Origin of the sequence: [Clostridium] clostridioforme AGR2157 (genome assembly GCF_000424325.1) — a bacterium.
GTDB lineage: Bacteria > Bacillota > Clostridia > Lachnospirales > Lachnospiraceae > Enterocloster > Enterocloster clostridioformis_A.
This window is the reverse complement of record NZ_AUJR01000008.1, coordinates 1-20,632: the sequence shown is the minus strand read 5'-3', so window position 1 is coordinate 20,632 and position 20,632 is coordinate 1. Positions and strand designations below refer to the sequence as shown.

Below are 20,632 nucleotides of genomic sequence, written 5' to 3'. Positions count from 1 at the left end.
CAGTTCCTGGCGAACTACCCAGTCCAAATTACAGTCTCACAAAGACAGCGAACAATAATCTATCTGTACATCCTATCCCAGGGCCCTGTCCACGATTTTCACCATGGCCGTAAAGGTGGAGTCATTGTAATCCACGTCGAACTCGTCCCCCGGCTGGTTCAGGATTCGCTTTATGCTCAGTATGCCCAGCCCTCCGTCCCTTTTGCTGGATAGAATCCTGCTCCCGTTCTTTTTTATTTGTCCGTTGTAGGAATTTTCCACCAGCATCATCAGGTTGTCATCCAGCCATCTGGCCTGGACCAGGATGAAACGCTGCCCTGACAGGCGGCGGCATGCTTCCAGGGCATTTTCCAGCAGATTGCCGATGACAATGCACAGGGTCAAATCATCCACAGGCACATGGGCGGATAAATCCACCATGGCAGTGAACTCCACTCCATCCTGCCTTGCCCTGGCAGCATACTCCTGGAGAAGTCCGTTCACGGCCTGGTTCTGGCAGAACACCATTTCCGCCGTCATGTCCAGCTCCCGTTTCAGGTTCATCAGATAATTGGTCCGCTCCCCCCTGTCCATGTTCAGAAGGGCATGGATGTGATGGCGGAAATCATGTTTGATGATACGCACCTGTTCAATGTAATCCAGGGTCTGGTTATAATGCTCCCTCTGCTGGCTGATGAGCTGCCTGGCAAACTGCAGCTCCTCCTCTGTCCTGCGTCTGCACATGATTTCCAGGGTACTGCTTAAAATCAGCACATAGAGCACCAGTATCATGATGCACAGGGCCAGGTAGAACAGCACGTCCTCCAGCCCGCGCACAGACAGGGAAAGGGATGAAAATATGGTGTTGTTCCCGATGAAAAGAATGAACAGGGAAACCGAGGGATACGTCAGCAGCAGGGAGCAGGAGCGCCTGGATAACTGGTCAAAAAGCCGGTTCACCTTATCTCTCAGCCAGAACCGGACAAACACATAAAAGCCGCAGGCCCACAGCAGGGATACCGCCACACAGATTTGTCCGTATGTCAGGGAAACATGCCCCTTTAACATCCATGCTGCAAACTCGTTCAGCGATGTGGACAGGACCGCGAACAGCCATGCGGATATGTACAGGAAGCCTTTCTTAAGCAGGGACCCCTTAAAAAAGATAAGGAGCACCAGGAAATAAAGGCAGGAAAATATGCCCCGGAACACAAAAAAGACCTGGGGGCTGATATGGAATACAGATTCCATGGATATCATGATGACCCACAGGCAGGCGGAAATGGCTGCTATGTTTTCCCTGTAGCTGTGCTTTGGCTCCAGGCACACGAAAATGGGCATCATGCGCACAGCCAGGTTAATCAGATTTATAAAGACAGTACAAGCCGCGTCGTTCATAGGTACCTCATTTCAGCCGGTAATGGTAATAGGCATTCTTGCTCTGTTTATAAAAATTCCTGGATATGGGAATCATCTGCCCATCCCTCATGTAAAAACAGGAATCCTCCAGCTTATCCACATAGTCCAGATTCACCAGGTAGCTCTGATGGCAGCGCAGGAACTGGGAATGGCATTCAAGAGCCTGCTGCAGCTCGGACAGCTTCTGGTTAATGCCCAGTACTTCCCCATCTGTCAGTCTCACAAAAACGCGGTGCAGCCGGTTCTCAAACCAGGCCAGACGCTCCAAAGGAAGCTCCACATTCACCCGGTTATGGACCACGGACAGGACCGCCTTTTTCAATCCCAGCCTGCGCCTCATCACCCGTTCCATGGTAGACCGGAAGTTCTCCTCCTCCACCGGCTTAAGGATGAATCCGGCTGCCTCCACCCGGTATCCCTCCACGGCGGATTCCAGGGAGGATGTGATAAACACCACCACCGGATGGCCCTGCCCATCTTCCCCTGCCAGCGCTTCCGCCGTATCAATGCCGCTCATTCCGGGCATCAGCACATCCAGAAGATACAAATCATACGCCTTGCCTGACTCCAGAAGCTCCTTTCCGGCAGCATATGTATCTATGTGAACCTCCAGGCCTTCTCTGTCAAAAAAACGCCCGGCATATTCCGCTGCCTGAAGACGCTCCTCCTCTGTATCGTCACAGATAGCCACCTCATACATACCCAGGACCCCCTCTCCCATAAAACTGCTGTACGTCCCACAGCCTATCCTATATTTTATTGACATTTATACCATAAGTCAAGTTCCCCCACAAAGTATCATATTCGGTATATTTTCTGCAGAAATGGCCCTTATTCCCCCGTTCCTGCTATGGTAAAATAATGGTAAGAAAAACATTTCAACAGGAGGGGTTTTATGGATTCAAATGTAATTGTAACAATCATTGTAATCATCTACCTGCTTTTGATGCTGTGGATTGGCTGGTACTCATCCACTAAAATTTCCACCAACACCGACTTCATGGTGGCCGGACGCCGTCTGGGACCGCTTCTCATGGCCGGCACCCTGGCAGCCACGGAAATCGGCGGCGGCAGCTCCCTGGGCGTGGTCCAGAACGGTATGTCAGGCTTCGGGCTCAGCGCATCCTGGTACATAACCACCATGGGAATCGCCTTCATCATCCTCAGCTTTGTGGCCCCAAAATTCAGGGCAGCCACAGTCAAGACGGTTCCTGAATACTTCCGCAGGCGCTACGGCAAATCCTGCGGCATCATAACAGCCGTCATCATGCTCCTTCCCCTGGTGGGCCTTACTGCCGGACAGTTTATCGCATCTGCCGTCATTCTGTCCACCATGCTGAACATTGACTACCAGGTGGCTGTCATCATCGTGGCCGTGGTGGTTACGGTTTACTCCATCATGGGCGGCCTCTGGAGCGTTACGCTGACAGACTTTGTCCAGGTATTCCTGATTGTTATCGGCATGATTATCGCAGTTCCCTTTGCCATGAATTACGCCGGGGGCTGGGGAAATGTGGCGTCCAATATACCGGGGGGCACCTTAAGCCTGTTCCAGGGCTATGACCTGTTTGGAATCATCTCCCTTGTAATCATGTACACAGCCACCTTCTCCGTAGGACAGGAGGCAGTGTCACGTTTCTACGCCGCTAAGGATGAAAAGGCAGCCAGGGGCGGCGCATGGCTGGCAGCCCTGGTCAACTTCATCTACGCCTTCATTCCTACCATCCTGGGCATCATCACGCTGGCCTTAATCAATATGGGCAAGTTCAGCTCCGCGCAGTTTGAGTCCGTGGGCGCCCGTTACGCCCTGCCGGTCCTTGCCATCAACACCATGCCGGCCCTCATATGCGGACTTCTGTTTGCAGGCATCATCTCCGCCACCATGTCCAGCTCTGACTCCGACCTCCTTGGCGCGGGCTCCATCTTTGCCAATGACATCTACAAGGCAGTTCTGAAGCCGGATGCATCCAGCCAGTCCGTCATGAAGGTGACAAAAATCGTTATGTGCCTGGTTGGCGTGGCCTCCATGTTCATCGCTCTCTTCAACACCCAGAGCATTGTATCCATCCTGATGTTCTGCTTCACATTAAGGGCAGCCGGGTCCTTCTTCCCATATGTCATGGGCCATTACTGGAAGAAGGCGTCCACAGCAGGCACCATTGCATCCCTGATTGCCGGTACCATCGTGGTGGTATACCTGGAGCATGTTTCCAATGGTATGCTGTTCGGCATCAAGTTAAGCCAGCCCATTATTCCGGGTCTGGTGGCTGCCTTTGTCTGCTTCATCATTTTCTCACTGGCCATGCCGCCTAAGGAAGAGACCACGGAGCTGGCACCTGAGGAAGACGACTAGATACGGCATGACAGGGACTGTTGCCGCCGGCATATGGACGGCGGCAACAGTCCCTGTCTTTTTTGAAATGGCTCTTTTTTCTTGATTATACCTGATTACCGGCTCTATGGCCCCACCGTTACCGGAACCCCCAGAGGGCAGTATTCCCACAGAATATCCATCACGTCATTGGTAACCGCAATGCATCCGGAGGTTCCGCCTCCCTGGTCCCCGTGTATCTCAATGGCCCCGCCCAAAGGGGTATTCCAGGGCGGCTGTCTGCCTGCTTTATTCGCCTCCACAATGGCATTATACTGTTCCTCATTAATCAGGCCGTCCCTAAGGCCCCGCTCTGCATCCTCGGCATTGGGATAGGAAAGTCCCAGTGCCAGATAGCATATGCTCTGGTCATTTCTCGTACACACATAGAACGATCCGGAAGGCGTAATTTCATCCCCCTCCTGCACCTTGTCCCCTGTCTCAGACCGCCGTCCCAGCTTTACGGGCCAGGTCCCTATGGTCTGGGAATACTGTTTCAAAGTCAGCGTGTTCCCCATCTTGCTGACATAGATGTTCACCCCGTTGACAGACGGCTGATACGTTGCCCCCGGTCCCGCTGTCTGCCCGGCCAGGGCACTCAGAGGACTGATTGCCATCAGGGACAGTGCCAGGACTCCGGCAGCAGCACATTTTCTGAATCTCATCCTGTTCCATCTCCTTACGCTTATTTTCATATCTGGTTTAGTATACCATATAATCCCAAATTCTAAACCAATGTAATAAAATCGAATCAGCTGACGGAAAGCACCCCTAACAGCAGTCCTGCCACCATGCACACAAGACTGACGCCCCATATCCAGAAGAAGGAGGTCCTGATGTGGTCCTTGATTTCCACGCCGGCCAGTCCCACCCCCAGGAAGGTAGCAGGCACAACCGGGCTGATGAAGGTGGCGCAGTTGCGGCACACCACCATGGCAATGCCGATATGTACCGGGTCCACGCCGAACTTGTTCCCCACTCCAATCAGCACAGGCAGCAGCCCGTAGAAATAAGAGTCCGTACAGAACATCAGTGTAAGCGGCACGGACAGCACTCCGATGATAAGCGGCAGGAACCGGCCCATGGACTGAGGTATGAAGGACGCCAGCACATTTGCCATATGGTTCATGATTTCACTGTCCTCCAGAACGCCCAGGAACACGCCTGCCGCCAGAATGGTAGAGGCCATCATCAGGGAAGGGCCTGCATGGGACTTGATGATTTTGTTCTGGAGCCTGGCTCCGGGATAATCGACCAGGAGGGCAATCACGCACCCCAGCATAAAGGTGTAATAGGATGGCACGGGAAGCCATATAAGGCACACGATGATGAACAGGGTCAGACATACATTGAACCAGAACATTCCTGGCCTGACCAAATCGCTGTGGTCCCCTGCCTCCTCTGCAATCTCTAAAATCCCGCTGTCATCCGCCGCCAGGCCGCTGTCAATGCCCGCGCCCCTTTTTTTCTCCACAAATCCCCAGAACACAGCAGTGAACAATGCAATGCCGATACCTACAATCTGCATGGGCATAAGCTTCATCCAGAGTACATTGGACTCAATCTCCAGCACAGAAGCAGTACGCATGGTAGGGCCGCCCCATGGCAGTAGGTTCATGACACCCATGGCAGTCACGCAAATCAGCAGCAGGGTGGTGGGACGCATCTTCAAGCGCTTGTACACAGGCAGCATGGCCGGAATGGTAATCAGAAAGGTGGATGCCCCGCCTCCGTCCAGATGTCCAATCATGGCAATGATACAGGTCATAAGGGCCACCCCCACCACATTGTGTCCCACTCTCTTCATCAGGGCATTGATGATGCGGTCAAACATCCCCACATCTGTCATGATTCCGAAAAACAGCACCGAGAAAATGAACAGGGCCGCTGTGGAATGTACCCCCTGTACGCCCGCCTTGATAAATCCCCCCATTTCTTTTACCGTAAATGTACCGGTCAGCACCAGAATCAGGGCTGTCACCGTGGACACGCCGATGAATGCAATGGCCGGCACCGTAACGTTTTTCAGCAACAAAACAATAATCATGATAATGGTTGCAAAGCCCAGCAATGCAAGCATGGTCTCACTCATGTCTGTTCCTCCTCTTCTCATTTATTTTATGATTCAAGTATAAGCGCCCAACCTTACACCCTTACGGCCGGTCCCTTAAATCGGATTAAGAGGAACATGAATGATTGTTAAGATTCCATTTCCCGCCCGCAGTTCCTGAGGGCTTTCAGTATAGAGGTGTCTGAGACCGGCTTGTCAATGTACCCGTCTATGATTCCCCTCTGCCTGGCCTCCGCCAGCTCCCTGTCCACCTGGTCCGCCATGACAATTTTTATCAGGCCGGGATACTGCCCCTGGACGGACATACAGAAATCCACCGCGCTGCCTCCTTCCATGTACTGGTCCGCCACCACAGCGTCAAAGGTACGGGTCCTCAGAAGCTTCCTGGCCTCCTCAAATCCCATGGCTGTCACCACCGGTATCTTAAGGCGGTGAAAGTTCTTTTCCAGAAGCCCCAGCACCTTGGGGTTGTCATCTGCAATAAGAAGCCGCAGCTCAGGCTCTCTGGCCTCCGTCCCCGCTTCCTCACTATCCGGCTCTGTCTGTTCATTGACAGGCAGGTAAATGTGGAATACGCTGCCGTTTCCCGGCTGGCTCTGCGCATATATGTATCCCCTGTGGGAGGTGATGATTTGTTCCACCAGGGCCAGCCCCAGTCCGGTTCCCTTTCCTCCCTTTTTTGTGGTAAAAAACGGGTCAAATATCTGTTTCAGCACATCCTGGCTCATGCCGCAGCCATTGTCCTCAATGCCGATTCTCACATACTCATCCCAGGTACCTGAAACCGGTACACGACAGCCGGACTCCAGCTCCCTTTTTTCCACTGTCCTGCCCCTTACAAGAATCCGGCCGTCCTCATGGCCTATGGCGTGAATGGCATTGACGCATATATTCAGGATGACCTGGTTCATCTGAGTTTCATTTCCAAGAATGCATTTTCCCCTGAAATCCAGGTCTGTTTCCAGGTGCACATTGGATGGGCATACGGACCGTACCAATTTCAGGGCGCGTTTCATCATCCGCTCCGCCCCCATGTTCTTATAGGCTGTCTCCATGTTCTTCCTGCTGAGGGAGGATATCTGCTGTATGATTTCTTTTGCCTTTACCGAAGCTTCGAAGATTTCCGACGCACTGTCATATGACCCGCAGTCCTCATCCAGGTCCATCATAAGCATCTCCGCATACCCCATTATGGGCGTAAGCAGGTTGTTGAATTCATGGGCAATGCCGCCTGTCATGGTCCCCATAATCTGGAGCCTCTGCTGATGGGCAATGGCCTCCTCACTCTGGTGCATTTCCTCCAGCAGGCGGTTAAGCTCGGTCAGATAGGCAATCTGCTCCGTATCCTTTTTCCGCTGGAGCACCAGGCGGAACATATAAGCCCCCATAAGAAGGATGGCCCCAATAATGCCTGAAAACACCATGACCAGCTTTAAAAATCCCTCCGCAATGGGTATATAGATATCGTCATAATCAATGACAGCGCTGACCACCAGGAAATCCTGACCTATGGGGGCCGGGGAATAGGCGCTTATCTTCTTTACCCTTGGCGCTTCCGGTTCGGTCCACCAGTAGGAATAATACTCCGATACCCCTTCCTGCCCTTGGTTCTGTTTGTCTATCATATCCTCCAGGCTGGCCAGGTCCTTATCCGGATACAGTTGGCGCCGTCCATATATGACATCAATCCCCCATTGTTCCTGGGCCGGGTGCATCAGGATGGTTCCCTTGGAATCCTTGACCACCACATAGCCGTTGGTCCCCAGGCGAATACCGGAAATCATGCTCTGGTAATAGGCCTGGCCGTCAATGACAAGGGAGATTGAATTCTTGTGTTCGGTCTTTTTCTTTAATATCAGATAGATTTCCCCGTTGTCCAGCCTGGCCTGATACAGTTTCATGGTGCTGTCAACCGCGCTGACGGAATATATGGTGATAATCCGGTGCCCCTTCATGCTCCGCACCACCTCTCCATCCTCATTTTCCAGCATGATGTCATAGACAAATGCATGATGGGCGCCGGCATACTCCTGGAACACGGTCCAGTCCGGTTCCCCATCCCCCTCAGTCCTCCTGAGGGCCATGCCGCTCAGAGCCTCCAGGTCCGCCTTATATTCCTCAATCAGCACCTCCAGATTGTCCGCCAGGCTCTGGGCGGTCAGAAGCATCTGCTGCTTCTGGTTGTCTATGATGGACTGTTTATATTCATTCCACACACTGACCCCGGCAAAGGCCAGGGCCAGCAGCACCGCGTACAGCAGACCGGCCGCTGCCGCCAGGTATCCGTTCCTCTGCCTGTCTTTTTTCTTCTCTTTCATAAACTACCCCTTACGATGTAAAAAGACTCCCTTATTGACTTGTCCCCACCTTAATATTATAATGATTTAAAGAATTTTACATAAAAACAAACAACGAAACAAAAGATTTTGGGGGGAACTATGGCTGATAAAGTATTGATTGTGGACGATGACCCGTCCATCTGCAAACTGCTGGAAAAGGTAATGCACAGCAATGACCTGGAAACCACTGTGGCGGACAGCGGGCAGGCTGCCCTGCATCTCCTTAAAAACCATGCCTATGACATGATTCTCATGGATGTGATGCTGGGGGACATGGAAGGATTTGAGGTCATCAAGGCCCTGCGGAGCCAGGGCATCAAGACCCCTGTGATGATTGTCAGCGGACGCAACGAAGACTACGACTCCCTCTACGGCCTTTCCATCGGAGCGGACGACTACATCACCAAACCCTTCCGGCCCCTGGTGCTGGGCGCCAAGGTCAAGGCGCTAATCCGCCGCAGCAAGAACCTGTCCCCGGACAGCCCGGACGAGCTGGAGTGCGGCCCCTTTTCATACAATACATCCACCATGCGTTTTTATAAGGACGGCGGGGAAATCTTCCTCTCATCCAAGGAGAGCAGCCTTATGCTCCTGTTCATGAAGCACCCAGGGCAGGTATTCACCAAAGAAATGATATACGAGCATGTGTGGGGCAATACCATTGCCGTGGACGACAACGCCATCATGGTCTATATCAACCGTCTCCGCTCAAAGATTGAGAAGGACCGCCAGAAATCGGCCCACATCATGACGGTACGGGGCCTGGGGTACCGGTTTGTTCCGTAACCTTATAAATATACAGACATATAAATATACAGACGGCCTGAACCAGGTTCCGCCCAGCGGTCCCCGGTTCAGGCCATTTTCATCTGCTGTTTCTGTTATTTACGTTTCCGCAAACACATTCTTCTGAAAACTCATTCTTCTGCAAACTCAAACTTCTTCACCTGCCGCACCACATCCATGATGGTTCCGTCCCGGCTTTCGATGATTCCCACCACCTTATCTGTAAACCGGACCTTTTCCGGTTCGCCCACTATGGAGTAGGCAATGTCCCTCAGCTCCGCTATGGTCTTAAAAGGCAGGTCCACATCCTTCATGCACTCAATCAAATCCTGTCTGAGGGGATTGATGGCAATGCCGTAATCCGTAATAACCACGTCAATGCTCTCTCCCGGCGTGGTGACCGTGGTCACCTGGGTACATACTGCCGGTATCCTGCCCTGGAGCAGAGGTGTGATAACAATGGTGCACTTTGCACCGGCCGCCGTGTCAGGATGACCGCCCTGGGCTCCTGTGATGACTCCGTCAGAGCCAACCACCACATTGCAGTTAAAATTCACGTCCACCTCCAGGGCTGCCAGAATCACAAAATCCAGCTTATTGACCACGGCCCCTTTGTTGAAGGGGTCGGCATAGGCCCCTGCCGATATGCGGAAATGCTTTAAATCCTTTAAATTTTCCACTGCATCCAGGTCAAAGTCCTGGGTATCCAGCAGGCAATCCGCCTGGCCGTTAATCAACAGGTCGCACATAGGCTTTGTCAAACCGCCCACCCCGAACCTCATTCGGATATTCCTCTCCTTCATGACTCTTGCCAGGGAGATGGTAGAGGCGATGGAAGCTCCCCCCACTCCGGTCTGGTAGGAAAACCCGTCCTTGAAATAGGGGGTATTGACCACAAACCTGGTGCAGTAATCCGCCATCATCAGCTTCCTCATATCCGTGGTTGGCTTGGCTGCTCCGGTGGCTATCTTCTCCGGGTCGCCGATGGCATCCACCACAACCACATAATCCACCTTTGTCATGCTGATATGGGCCGGAAAATTGGGGAAGGGAACAAGACAGTCCGTGATGGCCACCACCTTATCAGCATGGAATGCATCCGCCATGGCGTAGGACAGCACGCCGCAGTCGCTCTTGCCGCCAATTCCCCGGCAGTTGCCGTAATCATCGCAGGTAGGCGCTCCGATAAAGGCAATATCTATGACGGTTTCCCCTGTCTCAATGGCCCTCACCCTGCCGCCGTGGGACCGCATGATGGCAAGCCCCTTAAGCTTTCCCCCGGATATGGCTTCCCCCACCTTCCCGCGGACGCCCGATGACTGAATGTTAGTAATGGTGCCGTCCTCAATATAGGGCACAATAGGGTCATGGGCCTTGCCCAGGGAGCTGGCGCAGATGGTGATATCCCTGATTCCCATTTTATGGACCTCCTCCATGACCATGTTGACCACAAAGTCACCTTCCCGGAAATGGTGGTGGAATCCAAGAGTCATACCGTCCCGTATGCCGCATTTTACCAGTACATCATGGATGCTTTCCACCAGCTTGCTGCCATCGGAGTTAATGACGCACTGTGTCATGGGTCCGTGTTTCTTATAGGTGTACCCGTCAAAATGGTGGACTCCCTGAAACACTTCCTTGCCTGTCTGCCTTAAGATTTCCTCGGGTATGTCCCGTCCAACCGCATTCATCATCTTACAAATCCCCCTTATACACGCCGGATGCCTTAGCCAGTGCAATGATTCTTCTGGCGCCGTCATAAAATGCTATATCAATCATCTTACCGTCAACCGTAAACACGCCGATTCCCTTGGCCTTCTTGTCGTCAATCTCCTTCACCACTTTTTCCGCAAAGATGATGTCCTTCGGGGTGGGCGTAAAGATTTCATGGACAATGGTTATCTGCCTGGGATTAATAATGGATTTCCCGTCAAATCCCATGAGATGTATGGTCTCCACATCCTTGCGGAAGCCTTCCATATCGTCCAGATTGGTGTAAACCGTGTCAAAACACTGCACGCCCGCTGCCCTGGCAGCTATAATCATGTTCTGGCGGGCGCCCATAAGCTCAATTCCCGTCCCTGTAATATGGGTCTGAAGGTCCTTTGTATAATCCCCGCCTGAAAGGGCAATGCCGAAAAGCCGCTCCGAGGCCTCGCATATATCGAGGGCCTTCATGACCCCCCTGGCCGACTCAATGGCTGCCATGATTAAGGTCCTGCCCTCCGGAATGCCGAATTCCTTTTCCGCTGCCTCAATGTGGTCTTCCACTGTCCTCACATCCTCAGGACGCTCTGTCTTGGGAATGCGGATGGCGTCACAGCCGCCGGCCACCGCGCACCGGATATCCTCCTTCCAGTAAGGAGTGTCCAGTCCGTTGATGCGCACCACCCGCTCGCATCCCCGGTAATCAATGGTTTTAAGGGCATGGTACAGTGAAAACCTGGCCGCGTCCTTCTGGTTCTCAGCCACGGCATCCTCCAAATCCAGCATGATGGAGTCCGGCCTGTAGATATATGGGTCCTTAATCAGTCCCGGCTTCTGGGCATTGAGGAACATCATGGTCCTTCTCAGCCTCTTTTTACCTGTATTCATCATCGGATGGCACCTCCCCACGGCAGATTGTCATATTGTCCGGCTGCACGGAACACCGCGCCTTCCACCCTGGCCCTGATGGTGCAGTCCAGAGCGCCCTTGTCCACAATGGCAATCCTTACATCCTCCACGCCCAGATTTCCCAGTGTCTCCATGACCACTCTCTTAATCTGGTTTCCGTACTGGTTGATGACAGCGCTCTCAAGCGCGAACTCAATATTTCCCTCTCCCGGCTCCACGGTGACCTGGCAGTCACTGGACTCCAGTGTCCCTGCCACGGCTGGTTTGCGAATCTCCATACTCCCCAGGACCTCCTTATATCATGATTTATTTTTTGTTCCTTATTTCCTTGTTTCTGACTTCATCATAGCGGCGGAATCTTAAATGCAGAAAGGCTTTATCTTAAAAATCGTTAAGATTCCGGCCATGAAAAATGCCCGCAGCTCTCCGTGTGAAGCGCAGCCGGAGCCGTCCAGATGGTGACAATGGGCAGAACAACAAACACAACAGCGGGTATTGTCTTACTCTTTAAGAGCAGGAATTAACCAAACTGCATACATGAATCATTTCTTGGGCTATATGCACAAATCAGGGCATAAAACAGGCCGGAAAGCTGCGTGCTTCCCGGCCTGTCATCATCTCTGTTTATTCTTCTGTTTTCTCTTCTGTTTTCTCTTCCCCATACCCCAGCCGGGGCAGTACATTCATGGGATGGTCCAGTATCACCAGGTTTGCATCCTTATCCAGATAGTGCTCCTGCTTATGGATGATTACCATGTTTCGCCCGGCAAAATATTGTATGTACTGGCAGAACACCTCGGAAGCCAGGGTAGTGCCCAACAGCAGCAGGGTATCTGCCTTTGTTATCTCCTCCGTGGTCCTGGTCATGTTCTGGCTGTCCACCATCTCGCCAATCAGGGAAATCATGGGGCGTATGGGAACATTACAGTCCCCGCAGATTGGAACCCGCTTTGCGCCTGCGATGTATTCAATGGGATACTTTTTCTTACATCTGGGACACTGGTTCTGGTAAATGCTTCCGTGAAGGTTTATGACATGACGGCAGCCGCCCCTGCGGGCCTTGTCGTAGATGTTGCTGTCTATGATGCACTGAAGCTTTCCGGCCCGTTCCATGGCAGCCAGGGCCGGGCCGGAAGCAGTGTCCCTTGGCGCATTGTGAAGCATCTCTTTTTTGTAGAACTCAAAAAACTGCTCCGGGCGGGTATTGTAAAATGCACTGGTGTACATCTCCTCAACGCCGTAGCCATACCGGTTCTCGATGTCATAAGCCTTATCCTGTTTCTTGATACCGATAAAACCGCCCTCTTCCATCATACCGGAACCGCAGAGAGCCACAGTATAGGTACTTTCATCCAGAATCTTTCTCAACTGAGCTATTTTTTCATTCATAGTGATACCTCCTTCCAGTCCAACCCAGAAAGTCCCCCCTGGGAGGTTACAACTGTTTCTTATTATCACTATTATATAATTTTTTCCAGATAATTTCCACCTTTTTTGTCAATCTTATCTTACTATTTTCCTTTTAAAACGTCATTTTCTTTCTTTTCCACCTGAGAATAAAGGAAAACGCCTCCGATTGTCACCACATCCCCTGCTATCTGGAGGGGGGCAGGCACTTCCCCGAACAGGAACAGGGCAAACACAGCTGCTGCCACAGGCTCGCACAGCTTGGAGGCGGATACAAAGGAGGGGGAAAAGAATTTCAGGCACCAGCTGAAAATGCTGTGCCCAAAAAGGGTGGAACACACACTGAGAAGAAGTCCCACAACCACGGAACGCACCCCGTAGCCAGTAAAGGCAAGCCCGCTTAAAGCCGTTGCCAGCCCCAGGGCCAGGGCGCAGAACACATAGACAATGTAGGTGTAAATCGTCGTGGACATATATCCCCTGGCCTGCCGCCCAATCAGGGTGTACACGGCGCAGAATACGGCGGCGGCAAGGGCCAGTACATCCCCGTACAGGTGGTTTCCGCCGGCGGAGTAATCGGAAAAGGCAATCAACAGGCTTCCTCCCACGGTCACAAGAATGCTCAGGGCAGCAGCCCCGGATATCTTTCCCTTCATGAACAGGCAGTACCCCAGCGCCACCCATATGACCTCCGTACAGACAATGGCAGTGGAACTGGCCACCGAGGTCTGGTTCAACGATTCAAACCATGCAGTAAAATGCAGCGCCAGGAATACACCGCTGGCCCCGCACAGCAAAACCGTCCTCCTGTCCGTGTCCATCAGTTCCCGCCTGCAGTCCTTCCGTCCCAAAACCACCGGCGTCATCAGAGCCACGGTCCAAAGCAGGCGGTAAAGGGCCGTGACCACAGCAGGGGCCTGGGAATATTTAACAAAAATAGCCGATAATGAAATACCGGCTATTCCTATGATTATCATGACCAATGGATGTTTTTCCATCAACTTCATCTTATGTATCCTCGCTTAAGTGATTGGTTGCTAAACTGCTGTAGAAATTCTACCACACCAACCGTCCTGCGTCCAGATACTTTAGTGAATAACTCTCCTTTGCGGATGACTCCCTATATTGGCTGGCTCCCGTTTGCGGACCACTCCCGTTTATTGGGCGGCTCCCGTCCTATGGAATCAGCCTGCTGGTTCCCAGGCGGTCTGCACCCAGCTCTATGAAATGCTCTGCGTCTTCAATGGAGGCGATTCCGCCGGCTGCCTTAACCTTGACCTCAGGTCCTGAGTACTTCCTCATAAGGGCCACATCCTCCGGCGTTGCGCCGGCCGTGGAGAACCCGGTGGAAGTCTTGATGAAATCCGCCCCTGACTCCGTGACCACACGGCACATTTCCTTCTTCTCTTCCACTGTCAGAAGGCAGGTCTCGATGATGACCTTCAGGCATCTGCCGCCGCAGGCAGCCTTAATCTGTCTGATTTCGTCCAGGACCTGGTCATAATGCCCTGCTTTTACCAGGCCGATGTTGATGACCATATCGATTTCATCCGCGCCGTTCTTCACCGCATCCTCTGTCTCGAACACCTTCACCGCGGTAGTCATGTTGCCGTTGGGGAATCCGATAACTGTACAGATAGCCAGCTTATCCCCCACAAAATCCTTTGCCTGCTTCACATAACAGGGAGGAATGCACACAGAGGCGGTGCCGTATTCCATTCCCTCCCTGCACAGCTTCTCTATCTGCTCCCAGGTAGCTGTCTGCTTTAACAGTGTGTGGTCTACCTTGCTTAAAATATCCTTCTTATCCATAATTTTCAATCCTTTCTATCCTTCAGTCAGCCGCCCCGCAGAGAAAACAATCCAAGGGGCATTCTTCCGTATTACAATTCGTTCAGAACAGAAGTCCCTATGGTGCCTTCCGGCATCTTCACCCCAAAGTTATCAGCAACCGTTGCTCCGATGACTGCAAATGTATCTGCCCAGCCCAGGTCCTTTCCGCCCTCCATGGACGGGGAATAGGCGATGAAGGGCACCTGCTCCCTGGTGTGGTCCGTGCCTGTATAGGTGGGGTCATTGCCGTGGTCCGCGGTGAGAATCAGAAGGTCGTCCTCACGCAGAAGGGGAAGCAGCCGGCCCAGCCTCTCATCAAAGCGCTCCAGCTCCCTGCCGTACCCTTCCGGATTGCGGCGGTGTCCCCACAGAGCGTCAAAATCCACCAGGTTCACAAAACAAAGTCCATTGAAATCCGCTTTTGCATACTGGATTGTCTGCTCCATACCGTGAACAGATGAATTGGAATGATTGGACTGTGTCAGTCCCTCGCCGTCAAAAATATCGTATATCTTACCAATGGACACCACATCATATCCCGCATCCTTAAGGGCGTTGAGGGCAGTCCTTCCATATGGCTTCAGCGCATAATCATGGCGGTTGGAGGTGCGCTTGAATTCGCCCTTCTTCATGCCGGTATAGGGCCTGGCAATGACGCGTCCCACTTTCCACTCATCCCGCAGTGTCAGTTCCCTGGCAATCTCGCAGTAGTGATACAGGTTGTCAAGTCCCATGGTCTCCTCGTTGCCGCATATCTGAAGCACGGAATCAGCAGAAGTATACACAATCAGATGGCCTTCCCGAATCTCTTCCTCTGCCAGTTCATCCAGGATTTCCGTTCCGCTGGCGCTCTTGTTGCCGATGATTTTCCGTCCGGTCCTTTTCTCCAGCTCGTCTATCAGTTCCTTTGGAAAGCCGTGGCTGGTAAATGTCTGGAAGGGCGTGGTGACAAGAAGCCCCATCATCTCCCAGTGTCCCGTCATGGTGTCCTTGCCCCGGCTTCTCTCCTTCAGGCGCATGTAACGCCCCATGGGGTGTTCTGCCTTCTCCATCCCTTCTAAGGGATGCAGGTTGACCATGCCCAGCTTTTTCAGATTCGGAATCTTAAGCCCCGGAACCTTCTGGGCAATATGTCCCAGGGTGTCCACCCCCACATCGCCATATTCCGGTGAATCCTCCACTGCCCCGATTCCAAGCGAATCCAGGACCACAACAAAGATACGTTTATATTTTCCCATCTTACAACCTCCTTAAAATAATGTGACCAGACCCACTACCATGGCGCTGATCAGGCTAACCGCCACACCGCCTAACATAGCCTTAAACACCAGACGGGCAAGGGTGCTTTTCTTTTCAGGGCACAGGACCGCGATACCTGAAACGCAGATTCCAAGACTGGAGAAATTGGCAAACCCGCACAGGGAAATGGCGCATATCATCCCCGTCCTGTAATCCATGGAAGATATCATGCCGCCCAGCTGCTGGAACGCCACGAATTCATTGAGAACCAGCTTGCTTCCCAGGAGATTTCCTTCCAACAGGATTTCCGACGGGTCCAGGCCCATGAAGAAGCCAAATGGAGCAAATACATAGGAAAATACCTGCTGAAGGCTGATACCGCAGACGCCTAACAGCTTATTCACCGCTGCCACCAGAGCCACCATGGCCACCAGGGAGGCGCCGATGGACAGAGCCATCTGCATGCCGGTGACAGCCCCCTCTGCAACTGCCTCTATGACGTTGGTATTATTCCCCTTATTGTCCATCTTAACGCTTCCCACTTCCCGGATCTCCTCTGTCTGGGGCAGAAGCATCTTGGCCACCATGATGCTGCCCACCGGCACCAGTGTGCTGGCAATCAGAAGATACTCCATGGGAATGCCCAGGGCCGTATAACCGCCCAATATGGACACGGACATACTGCCCATGCCGGAAACCAGGACCACCATGACCTCGCTGTCCGTCATCTGGCCCAGGTACCTGCTCACCAGAATCGGGCTGTCGGTCTGTCCCAGGAACATGTTGGCAACCGCCACAAAGCTTTCCACCTCGGATGTGCCCATAAGCTTACCCACTGCTTTACCAATCAATTTTACCACAAATCCCAGAATTCCGATATAGTAAAGAAGACTTACCAGGGCAGACAGGAATACAATGTTGCCCAGGACCTGTATTGCAAATATGGATCCGGCGGCAGCCGTGCTGTCTGCCAGTGAACCGAACACAAAGCTTAAACCGTCCTGCCCGCAGTTGATGACACTGGTCACTGCATCCGATACCTTGGACACCACGTAACGGCCAGCCGGAATCTTTACCAGAATCACCGCAATCAGGAACTGGGCAATAACTGCCTTAACCAACATTTTGACAGATATGTTTTTCTTCTTCCAGGAAATCAGATAGATGATGGCCAGCACCAAAAGGATACCTGTAAGGTTTAATAATATTTTCATTTGTCCCCACCCCTTACCTTTCTCCTTAAGCCTGCTTATCTGCCTGAATCAGCCGGCGGATGGCTTCCACCGCCACCTTGATGGCTGCCTCCGTATCGTGGACAATGGGGTTATCCAGTCCGGCCTCCTGGCGCTCCTGGTTTCCCACCACCAGGAAATCAGAACCGCAGCGCACCCTTAAGTGGCTGGCTGCAATGAACAGGGCCGCGGATTCCATCTCAGATGCCTTGCAGCCCATGCGCTTCCAGGCCTCCCACTTGTTCAGAAGCTCATAGCTCACCGGCATACGTTTGGGCTCATGCTGCCCGTAAAACGCATCCTTGCACTGCACCACTCCCACGTGGTACGTGTATCCCAGCGCCTTTACCGAGGAAACCAGGGCATTGGTCACATCCAGGTCAGCCACGGCCGGGAACTCGATGGGAGCGTATTCCCTGCTGGTGCCCTCCATGCGGATGGCGCCTGTGGCGACCACGATATCCCCGCCTTTCACGTCCATGTCCATTCCGCCGCAGGTTCCCACACGGATAAACGTATCAGCCCCGCACAATACCAATTCCTCCATGGCAATGGACGCAGACGGACCGCCGATGCCCGTGGAGGTCACGCTTACCTTTTCCCCGTCCAGATAACCGGTGTATGTAACATACTCCCTGCTGTCCGCTACCAGCACTGCATTGTCAAAATGTTTTGCAATCTTTTCGCAGCGTTTCGGATCCCCTGGCATGATGACATACCGTCCCACGTCTCCCTTCCTGATCTGTAAATGGTACTGTAAACCTTCTTCTCCTGAATAGTTCTGCATGATAATTACCCTCTCTTTCTTAATTGCTTTTTCTTTTGTTTTTTGTTTATTTTCTTGTCTGTTTATTGCATACTTGTATAATATCATCTAACTTGTATAATTACCAGATGAAATAATTTACAATTAATATAAGCTTTTTTTGTGTATAACAACAATATACCATGGCTTTTTTATGGATTTTTACTGATTTTATCTTGTTATGCAACTAGACATGTCTATTTTATTGACAAAACAGCTTCCGGGAATTATGATGTTGAATAAGGACTTGTATATTTTTGTGATACAGCCAGACAGGAAGGATGAACCAATGGAAGTAGATGTATTATCTGAGAAAATAAAGAAATTAAAACATGTGAAAGTATATAACCGCCTGTATTCCATGATACAGGACGGCGTGTATCCTCCGGGCAGCCAGCTTCCCTCCGAACCAGAGCTGGCCCTGCAGATGGACGTAAGCCGCATGACCCTGCGCAGGGCTCTGGCACTGCTGCAGGAGGACAATCTGGTTATCAACATACGCGGAAAAGGAAATTTCATCAGCGAACGCAATCCCGACGCAGAGCTGCCGGGCCTGGAGGTCACACAGCACCCGGTCCGCTGTACGCTGTCCGGCCCCATTGTCGAGACAGAGATGGAATTCCGTATAGAACCCCCCACAGAATCCATCAATCAGAACCTGAAACGGAAAACCGCCGTGGTGGTGATCGCAGACCGCTGGTATAAACGCGCCGGGAAGGCGTGTGCCTACAGCCTCAGTTTCATTCCCATCGAGGTTATTTCCGAGAAACAGATAGATTTAAGGGAGAAAGAAGATTTACTCCAATACCTGGAGTATGGTGTATATGAGGATGCCGGCAGCAGCTCCTGCCAGCTCTCCTATACCACCACAGGCAATTTCACAGCCGTCAAGTACATGCTCTCCCAGCATGCCTCCTTCATCCTGATCCAGGAGACACTATACGGTGAAAACCACCGGGTACTGGTATCCAGCAAGCACTATATACCTGTGGAATCCTTCAAAACTCAGGTCAACGCTGTGGCCGGGCACGTCTGAAGGCCCATTTTCATTAATCCAAATCATGCTTCGCCGCAAATACAGCCAGCTGGGTCCGGCAAAAAGAAAACACACCGGCCGTATCCATCATGGAGCGGCCGGTGTGTTTGTCTTCCGACGATTGCTTTCAGCGTGTTTCCACCCCCTTAAACCCCCGGGGGTGCGTCATTGTACCATAGCGCCCGTGTGACTGTCAATTTCGAATCCCTTGCGTTTTCCTTACTGAAATCTTAACAGCCCGTGTGCCGATTTTAGACCCTAACTCGAAAAGATATACCACTGCACGGATGTTCTGGCTCGTTGAGCGGATTTGAGACAAAGACATTTTCCCTCAAAGAGCCAAAATAGTCAGGGTCAAAAAGTGTACAGGTTAAAGGTCAGGTGGCTTGATGCTACCCGACCGGAGGACATCGACCAGCAAAGCCGGGCGAATAACTTTAAAACTGGTTCTTGATTACTGCCTGTAAGGTTGCCTTTTGCATGAAAACTCGCAGAACTTACCGGTGTTTCCGTCCAGACGGTCTGCCGGCTCCTGGACACTATTAGCTATTCTCCGCCTAAACGGCTCCCGCAAGCATCTTCCCTTGACGAATTCAAAGTCTTTTTCTCCTGAAATACAGGCATGACCCGGCAAACCATGTGAGCTGCCAGGTCATGTTTGGATTCCGCTTCCTGCGTGACGCAGGACAAAGGAGTCAATGGTTACCAGGTCTTTGTTAATGAAACACTCCACCTGATAGTAAACGGTCCGTCATCCAATTTATTAAGGTAATTATAAATAAACTGCCGGTTTTCTATTTTTTCTTCATTGTTTGACCATTTCTGGTATCCATTCATGTATGAGCGATTGAAGTCATCCCATGAAGAAAATTCAGGCTGTATCATCTTGGCAATCTCTAACTGCCTGTCTAGGCTTTCCTGTTCCGTGTAGTAGTCTACAAGATAGAACCAGGCGCTTAGCTGCATGGCGCGGCTATAGTACCAGGCTTTGGTTGAATGATCCGCATTTTGTGCGGACAGGAGCAGATTGGCCACTGCATTTTCCCCGGAGGCTCTGTCCGTTATCCCCCAATCTCTCTGGAGTAACTCTAATACACCCTCATATGAATCGAAAGAAGAATTTTTAGCATATCCCCCAAGATAGGTACATGCTCCATTATTTGATTTGGTGAGGATTGCATATGTAGCATTGAACCATTGAACAACCTCATTATGGCGATAGATATTATCATATTTATGGGCTTTTCTCACACCAATCCCGTCTTCACCAAAGTAATAATTGACCCCATTATAGAATTTTTCAATGTTGGTTTCCATATGGCCATTTCCTGCAAAACTATATAAATTTCCATCAATGCTACAAATCTGGTCACCAACCATATATCCGTCGGAATCGAAATAATACCATATGCCTAAATCAGAAATCCAATCATTCTTTACCTTCCCTCCATCCCGGTAGAACACCCATTTTTCATTTTCTTCCCTCCATCCACCTTCAG

Annotated in this window: 18 protein-coding genes; 3 read left to right on the top strand and 15 right to left on the bottom strand. The window is 51.7% G+C overall.

What is annotated here, in order from left to right; genetic code table 11:
- Positions 1–72 precede the first annotated feature (72 nt).
- Complete coding sequence (locus tag G614_RS0104715) at positions 73–1,377, bottom strand: ATP-binding protein (RefSeq protein ID WP_027641024.1); 1,305 nt, start codon at positions 1,375–1,377, stop codon at positions 73–75.
- A 7-nt stretch (positions 1,378–1,384) separates the two neighbouring features.
- Positions 1,385–2,098: a LytR/AlgR family response regulator transcription factor gene (locus G614_RS0104710; RefSeq protein WP_027641023.1), complete on the bottom strand. Its 714-nt coding sequence runs from the start codon at positions 2,096–2,098 to the stop codon at positions 1,385–1,387.
- Between the two features lie 195 nt (positions 2,099–2,293).
- Between G614_RS0104710 and G614_RS0104705 the strand changes: the two genes are divergently transcribed.
- Positions 2,294–3,751 carry a sodium:solute symporter family protein gene (locus tag G614_RS0104705; RefSeq protein ID WP_027641022.1) on the top strand — a complete coding sequence of 486 codons (1,458 nt, stop codon included), beginning with the start codon at positions 2,294–2,296 and terminating at the stop codon, positions 3,749–3,751.
- Between the two features lie 104 nt (positions 3,752–3,855).
- Here the strand turns inward: G614_RS0104705 and G614_RS0104700 are convergent, their stop codons facing one another.
- The 3 genes from G614_RS0104700 to G614_RS0104690 form a co-directional block, all read right to left on the bottom strand.
- Positions 3,856–4,434, bottom strand: a complete 579-nt coding sequence (locus tag G614_RS0104700; protein WP_027641021.1) for a L,D-transpeptidase family protein — start codon at positions 4,432–4,434, stop codon at positions 3,856–3,858.
- A gap of 86 nt (positions 4,435–4,520) precedes the next feature.
- Entirely contained in the window at positions 4,521–5,861 is a 1,341-nt protein-coding gene (locus G614_RS0104695; RefSeq protein ID WP_027641020.1) for a CitMHS family transporter, read from the bottom strand.
- 107 nt (positions 5,862–5,968) lie between these two features.
- Complete coding sequence (locus tag G614_RS0104690) at positions 5,969–8,158, bottom strand: ATP-binding protein (RefSeq protein WP_027641019.1); 2,190 nt, start codon at positions 8,156–8,158, stop codon at positions 5,969–5,971.
- Positions 8,159–8,278: 120 nt separating this feature from the next.
- Here G614_RS0104690 and G614_RS0104685 point away from each other — a divergent pair, with 120 nt between their 5' ends.
- Complete coding sequence (locus tag G614_RS0104685; protein WP_027641018.1) at positions 8,279–8,965, top strand: response regulator transcription factor; 687 nt, start codon at positions 8,279–8,281, stop codon at positions 8,963–8,965.
- A 131-nt stretch (positions 8,966–9,096) separates the two neighbouring features.
- On the opposite strand, the gene citF is transcribed toward G614_RS0104685, so the two are convergent.
- The 9 genes from citF to udp form a co-directional block, all read right to left on the bottom strand.
- The gene (citF, locus tag G614_RS0104680; protein ID WP_027641017.1) at positions 9,097–10,659 is read right to left on the bottom strand and encodes a citrate lyase subunit alpha; all 1,563 of its coding nucleotides are present in this window, start codon (positions 10,657–10,659) and stop codon (positions 9,097–9,099) included.
- 1 nt (position 10,660) lies between these two features.
- Positions 10,661–11,563, bottom strand: coding sequence for an aldolase/citrate lyase family protein (locus G614_RS0104675; protein ID WP_027641016.1), 903 nt, complete (start codon positions 11,561–11,563; stop codon positions 10,661–10,663).
- On the bottom strand, positions 11,560–11,859 hold the full coding sequence (gene citD / locus G614_RS0104670; RefSeq protein WP_027641015.1) for a citrate lyase acyl carrier protein: 300 nt from the start codon (positions 11,857–11,859) through the stop codon (positions 11,560–11,562). The genes G614_RS0104675 and citD overlap by 4 nt, the downstream gene beginning before the upstream one ends.
- 346 nt (positions 11,860–12,205) lie before the next feature.
- Positions 12,206–12,970 (bottom strand): Sir2 family NAD-dependent protein deacetylase, encoded by a 765-nt coding sequence (locus G614_RS0104660; protein WP_027641014.1) that lies wholly within the window; start codon positions 12,968–12,970, stop codon positions 12,206–12,208.
- Between the two features lie 122 nt (positions 12,971–13,092).
- Positions 13,093–13,995, bottom strand: coding sequence for a DMT family transporter (locus G614_RS0104655; RefSeq protein WP_027641013.1), 903 nt, complete (start codon positions 13,993–13,995; stop codon positions 13,093–13,095).
- 169 nt (positions 13,996–14,164) lie between these two features.
- Positions 14,165–14,800 (bottom strand): deoxyribose-phosphate aldolase, encoded by a 636-nt coding sequence (deoC, locus tag G614_RS0104650; RefSeq protein WP_027641012.1) that lies wholly within the window; start codon positions 14,798–14,800, stop codon positions 14,165–14,167.
- A 71-nt stretch (positions 14,801–14,871) separates the two neighbouring features.
- Positions 14,872–16,059, bottom strand: coding sequence for a phosphopentomutase (locus G614_RS0104645; RefSeq protein ID WP_027641011.1), 1,188 nt, complete (start codon positions 16,057–16,059; stop codon positions 14,872–14,874).
- 12 nt (positions 16,060–16,071) lie between these two features.
- Complete coding sequence (locus G614_RS0104640) at positions 16,072–17,274, bottom strand: NupC/NupG family nucleoside CNT transporter (RefSeq protein WP_027641010.1); 1,203 nt, start codon at positions 17,272–17,274, stop codon at positions 16,072–16,074.
- 25 nt (positions 17,275–17,299) lie between these two features.
- The gene (udp, locus tag G614_RS0104635; protein ID WP_027641009.1) at positions 17,300–18,079 is read right to left on the bottom strand and encodes a uridine phosphorylase; all 780 of its coding nucleotides are present in this window, start codon (positions 18,077–18,079) and stop codon (positions 17,300–17,302) included.
- Between the two features lie 307 nt (positions 18,080–18,386).
- Here udp and G614_RS0104630 point away from each other — a divergent pair, with 307 nt between their 5' ends.
- Complete coding sequence (locus G614_RS0104630) at positions 18,387–19,133, top strand: GntR family transcriptional regulator (RefSeq protein WP_027641008.1); 747 nt, start codon at positions 18,387–18,389, stop codon at positions 19,131–19,133.
- Positions 19,134–19,835: 702 nt separating this feature from the next.
- Here the strand turns inward: G614_RS0104630 and G614_RS0104625 are convergent.
- Positions 19,836–20,632, bottom strand: a 797-nt coding sequence (locus tag G614_RS0104625; RefSeq protein WP_027641007.1) for a DUF1266 domain-containing protein, incomplete at its 5' end; no start/stop codon positions are given.